1 protein-coding gene and 1 pseudogene are annotated in these 6,229 nt (G+C 49.9%); both read left to right on the top strand.

Annotated elements, in window-relative coordinates; genetic code table 11:
* Positions 1-13: 13 nt before the first annotated feature.
* Complete coding sequence (locus tag A2048_05115) at positions 14-919, top strand: hypothetical protein (protein OGP09890.1); 906 nt, start codon at positions 14-16, stop codon at positions 917-919.
* A 240-nt stretch (positions 920-1,159) separates the two neighbouring features.
* Positions 1,160-6,229 (top strand): annotated as a pseudogene (locus tag A2048_05120) (hypothetical protein).

Consider the following 6,229-nt stretch of genomic DNA (forward strand, 5'->3'; position numbering starts at 1 on the left):
ATTTGATGAATCATTGAAAACGCGGCTAAGGGAAGTTTCTAGGGAGCATCATATTTCTTTTGATGGCCAATCTTTTAGTTTATCCCCGGAACAAGCTGACCAGATTGCCCGTCGATTCTTCAAAGATTTGGGAATTGATTTGGACTTGCCGCCCTTTTACAAGATCGTCCCGGATTTAAAATCGCGGGACTTAAAAATGAAAGGTTATCTTGCCAAAAATATCGATGGCGGTTCCTTGATCTCCTTAAATTTTGCTAACGATCAATTCTCATTAAGAGAGCTTTCTGGGCTCTTGCATGAGTATGGGCATGCCATTCATCACATCTTGGCGGCCCAGGCCTCGGGCAAAAGCCGTACACGCGGCATCGCCGTTGCGGCTGAACCTTTTATGGAGGGTGTTGGTAAAATGCTCAACCGCATCGTTTATTCCAAAGGATTCATGCAAACCTACCTTAAAGACGTCGATGGGTTTAAGGAACCGGTGATTCAAGATGTATTGGCGGATACTTATCAAGACCAGTTTGCTGCTGTCGCCATCCTTGGCATTAATGATGCCTTAATTGAAGCCGAACTTTATGACATCGTGAGCTCTCACCCTGAAAAAAATATAGCCCAAGACTTAAAACGCCTCATCGACAAACATTACCGCGGTCTCCTTGGCATTGATTGGGCCAATTTAGTCAACGTGCTCCCTTTGGCTTTTCATTTTCCCGGTTACCGTGGAAATTATGCGTTGGGCTATGAATGGGCCGGAAAATCGCTTTCGGATGTTTTGGATGTTTTTGTCGATGAAAAAGGAAATGATAAAAAAACCGTTGATGCCGATGAGCTTAAAGAAGCAGGGAAACAATTAAGAACCCTGTTTGCTAAATTGGATTACGACTACGACCTTAAAAAATCATTCCAAGTTAAAGAGTAATTGATAAAAAACTCAAAAAAAATCAATGTCTTTGAGTAGGCAAAAATGGACCACCAAAAAGAGAAAAAAGGGCCATTTTTGACGATTTTTTGGTTCATGATGAGTCAAGTCACCCGCCGCATTAAAAAACATTAAAAATATTAAATACTTAGCCTGTAAGATAAGGCCGGCCTTTGGCCCATTCCTGGCACTTTTATTGCTCTCTTATAAGGAGAATCCGTCAACAACCAAGGGAGAGCTATGTTGTCTGCTATTTTAAAGCTGACTCGCAAATTGACCACTCAATTGACAACTCAGCTGATCGTTGGCTTGGCCGGGCTTGTTGCGCTGTTTTGTCTGCACACCTCCACAGCTTTTGCTGCCGCCGTTACTTGGGATGGCGGTGGAGGTGATTTAAAGTGGGAAACTGCCACTAACTGGAATGGTGATGCCTGTCCAACATCTTCGGATACCGTAACTATAAATAACGCTGCTGTAGTTTTTACATCAGGCGGTGGTTGCGCCACCATGGATTTTAGTACCTTAACGATTGGAAGTGGAAGTACAACAAGTGTCACTCTCGTAGGGAATATAGGAACGGGTGGCAGTATTACAATTGCAAACCTTGGAACCCTTAAACAGAAAAACACCACTCAGCAAACAATTTCAGGAACTTTGACTATTCAAAGTGGCGGTATATTAAATCATACAGATAACAGTACCGCCCAATCTTATGTGGTAAATATTCAAGCTGCCACAATTGATCTTCAGTCCGGGTCCACGGTTACCGCTGACTCTCTTGGTTATGATGGTGGAGCTGAGGCGGCAAACGGAAAAGGGCCAGATGGTGGCTTTGGTTTAGGTGATGCCGATGATTATCCTGGAGGTGGTGCGCACGCAGGAAGCGGTCATGTAGGTTACGGCGCTACTGGAAACGCTGGAGGAACAGCCTATTGTACAATAAATAATGTAGCGACCATGGGATCCGGAGGTGGAGGCGGAGCAACTGGAGGTGGAGTAGGTGGAGCCGGAGGTGGACTCATCATCTTAGCCGCTACGGGCACAGCTACTCTGAATGGTACGATTACTGCTGATGGTCAGAATGCTCCGGGAACTTATTCTAGTGGCGGAGCTGGCGGTGGTATAAAAATAACTGCAAACACCATAGCGGGAACGCCGACAAGCCTTACTGCTACCGGTGGTAACGTAGGCACGGCTATTAGAGGTGGAGCTGGAGGTGGTGGCTGTATCCAATTTACCTACACTACTTCCAATTCGGTTTCAGCCAGTGCATTTCATTCCAGCACGGACATGACCGTTAGTGGAGGAACAGGTTTTATGGGGGGGCCTGGTACATTTTTTGTCAAAGACACCGATAATACTAATGGCGATATTTCTTCTAAGCACTCAGGCACGCCAATAACCTCATCTGTTACAACGAATTTTTCTAACTTGACATTCGATAATGCTTATTTCAGCAGCGCAAAGTTAAATATGTCGAGTGTGACTGTAAATACCAGTGCCACCATGGACTCAGCAACCGACATCACTGTCAGCAGTAGCAATTCTTTTACACTGGGAACAGGGGTTACTAGCATCTCAGTTACCGGCACGGGTCCAACCATAACTGTAAACGGAACATTTAATGCAACGGGGTTAGGAGATTATAGTTCCATCACCCTTTCAGTAGCAAATGGCGCTACATGGGGAAATGCGGGCACAATTACCACAAACAGCTCCTCGAGTATTACCTTAGCCTCCGGTGCAACCGTATCGAATGCAATCTCCAGCCTTAGTTCCGCTGGTACGCTGGGCCTTAATCAGGGAGCACCGGTTTCAATCACTGACTTAACAATAACTGCCGGTACCACTACATTAACAGGTTACACGACCGCTTTGCCGCTTGCTCTTGGAGGTACTCTAAGCATAACTGGAGGAACCTTAAAACACGCTGATAACAGTACCGCGCAAACGAACATTATCAATGTTACTGCTACCACGATCTCTGTAGGTGCATCCGGAACTATTAGTGCCGACTATCTTGGTTATGATGGTGGCGCTGAAGCGGCAAACGGAAAAGGGCCAGCTGGTGGCTTTGGTATCGGTACTGCTGGTGATTACCCTGGAGGTGGTGCTCATGGAGGCAATGGCGCCACAGGAACAGGTGGTGTGAATGCGGGAGGAACAGCCTATTGTACAATAAACAATGTAGCAACTATGGGATCTGGCGGTGGCGGTGGTGCAACCGGAGGCGGAGTTGGCGGAGCCGGTGGCGGACTTATTCTCCTCACTGCTACGGGTACGGCCACTATCAGCGGTACAATTACTGCTGACGGTCAAAATACTCCAGGGACTTACGCAAGTGGTGGTGGAGGTGGTGGTGTTAAGATCACAGCAGACACTATAGCAGGTACGCCAGCAAGTTTTACTGCCACCGGCGGTAATTCCACTGCCAGCAGAGGCGGAGCCGGCGGTGGAGGCTGCGTTCAGGTTGTCTATACCGTTAGTACTAGCATTAGTAGCGCAACCGTCACAAAAGGAACAGGAGTAACGACCGGTGCAGGTGACGGTCTGTTTGGAAGCTCACAGCCAGCCACGATCACTCTGGCAGTAAATAATGCGAACATCGCAGAAGCTGCTGGTGTGGCGACGTTTACGGCCACGGCTTCAACAACATCGGCCAGTGATATGACGGTGAACTTTTCCTTTTCGGGAACGGCGACGGGAGGCGGCACGGATTACACGGGGTCTGGCACGTCATGTACGATTACCGCAGGGGGTACTACCTGTACGGTGACCGCCACGGCCGCGCAAGACACCTTGGATGAAGCGGGTGAAACGGTGATTGTGGATATCAGTTCGGTGACCAACGGCACGGAATCAGGCACGCAACAGCAAACGACGACAATTACGGACGATGATGCAACACCTTCCTTAACCATCGACGATGTCACCGTCACCGAAGGAACGTCGGCGACGTTCACCGCAACGCTGTCAGCGGCCAGTGGGCAGCAGGTGACGGTGGATTATGCTACTTCAAACGGAACAGCGACTGCAGGTTCAGATTATACATCGGCTTCAGGCACATTCACCTTTGCCGCTGGTGAAACCACTAAAACTGTCAGTGTGACGACCAGCGATGATGCCTTAGATGAAGCGGCAGAAACGTACACCGTTACCCTTTCCAATCCATCGAGCACCGCAACGATTTCTGATGCTACGGGAACAGGCACGTTGAATGACAATGATGCTTCACCAACTTTAAGTATCAATGATATTTCAGTAGCAGAAGATGGGACGATTGGAACGTTGACGGTCACACAATCGGCGGTGTCCGGCCGCGATGTGACGGTGGATTATACCACGAGCAATGACACGGCGACCTCGGGTTCGGACTATACGGCTGCGGGGCCACAAACCATTACGATAAGCGCGGGCAGTACCACGCAAACCTTTGGGATCAGCATTACGAACGACAGTCTTGATGAAGACGATGAGACGTTTACCGCTGGTCTTACCAATGCCGTGAATGCGACGATTTCTGATGCTTCAGGGACAGCGACGATTACCGACAACGATGCTGCTCCGAGTGTGGCGTGGACAGCAGATTCGCAATCAAGTTTTGATGAAGGAACGTTTACGACCACGATGACGGCAACGGCACAGCTTTCGGCAGCTTCCGGCAAAACGGTGACCGTGCCATTTACGGTGACCGGTTCGGCAGGAAGTGGAACGGATTACACGATCACGGCAAGTCCGATTTCAATTGCAGCAGGCGCTACCACCGCAACGGCGACCGTGACGATTGTCAGTGACAGTTTAGATGAAGATAATGAGACGGTGATTTTGACCATCGGCAGCCCAACGAACGCCAGCCAAGGCGCAACGCTGGTGCACACGGCCACCATCTTTGACGATGATGCTGAGCCTTCCTTCAGTATTGATGATGTGACCGTGACGGAAGGAATGTCGGCGACGTTTACCGCCACCTTATCCGCCGCCAGTGGAAAAACCGTGACGGTGGATTATGCTACCTCGAACAGCAGCGCAACAGCAGGTTCAGATTATACTTCAGCTTCCGGCACATTAACGTTTAGCGCTGGCGACACCACCAAAACTTTCAGCGTCACCACTGCTGATGACAGTTTAGATGAAGCAGCGGAGACCTATACGTCCACACTCTCCAACGCTGCAAATGCGAGCATCTCCGACGCTACGGGAACAGGAACGTTAAATGACAATGATGCCGCACCGAGTGTCACCTTAAGCTTGGCGGATTCGCCTTTCGCAGAAAATGCTGGCGTGGCGACCGCAACAGCCACGTTGTCTGCGGTTTCAGGGCAAAATGTGACGGTCGATTTGGCTTTTTCCGGCACAGCAACAAATGTCACCGATTACACGCGTTCCGCCAGCAGCATCACGATTAATGCGGGCGCAAGCACCGGCAGCGTCACCGTCACGGGCGTCAATGATTCTTCCGATGAAGTTAATGAAACGGTCGTGATGGATATTGATAGTGTGACCAACGGAACGGAATCGGGTACGCAGCAAGTCAGCGCTTCGATTACCGATGATGACACTTCAGCCGTAACGCTAACGCAAACTGACGGCTCCACAACAGCGACCGAAGGGGGACCATCCCCCGATACGTATACCGTTGTCCTGGCAACACAACCCACGGGTGATGTGACCGTGACCTTAGCAGTGGATGCCGATGTGAGTATCGATCAAAGCACGCTCACCTTTACCGCCGCCAACTGGGATACCGCACAAACCATTACCGTTACAGCGGTGAATGACGACATTGCGGAAAGTAACCACACCGGAACAATTACTCATACGGCTGCGAGTAGTGATGCCAATTACAACGGCATCAGCATCTCCAATATTTCGACTTCAATTACCGACAACGACTCCGCCGGTGTGAGTGTGACGGCCAGTGGTGGAAGTACCAATATTACCGAGGGAAGTACGACTGATGACTACACCATGGTGCTCACCAGCGAGCCCACGGCCGATGTCACCATTACTCCAACAGCAGCGGCGGATTGTACGGTCTCCCCAAGTTCGCTCACCTTTACGGCCACGAACTGGGATGGCCCGGCCCAAACCTTCACCATCACTGCAGTCAACGACAGTGAAGCTGAAGGCAGCCATAGTTGCAGCATCACGCATGCGGCCACCAGTGCCGATAGCAATTATAGCGGTTTAAGTGTCAATAGTATTACCGCCACCGTGACGGATAACGACAGCGCCGGTGTGACAATTGCTGAACTCGGAGGTTCAACCACTGTCACGACAAGTGGAACCACCGATACGTATACGGTTGTA

This window comes from Deltaproteobacteria bacterium GWA2_45_12 (assembly GCA_001797365.1).
Lineage (GTDB): Bacteria > UBA10199 > UBA10199 > UBA10199 > UBA10199 > UBA10199.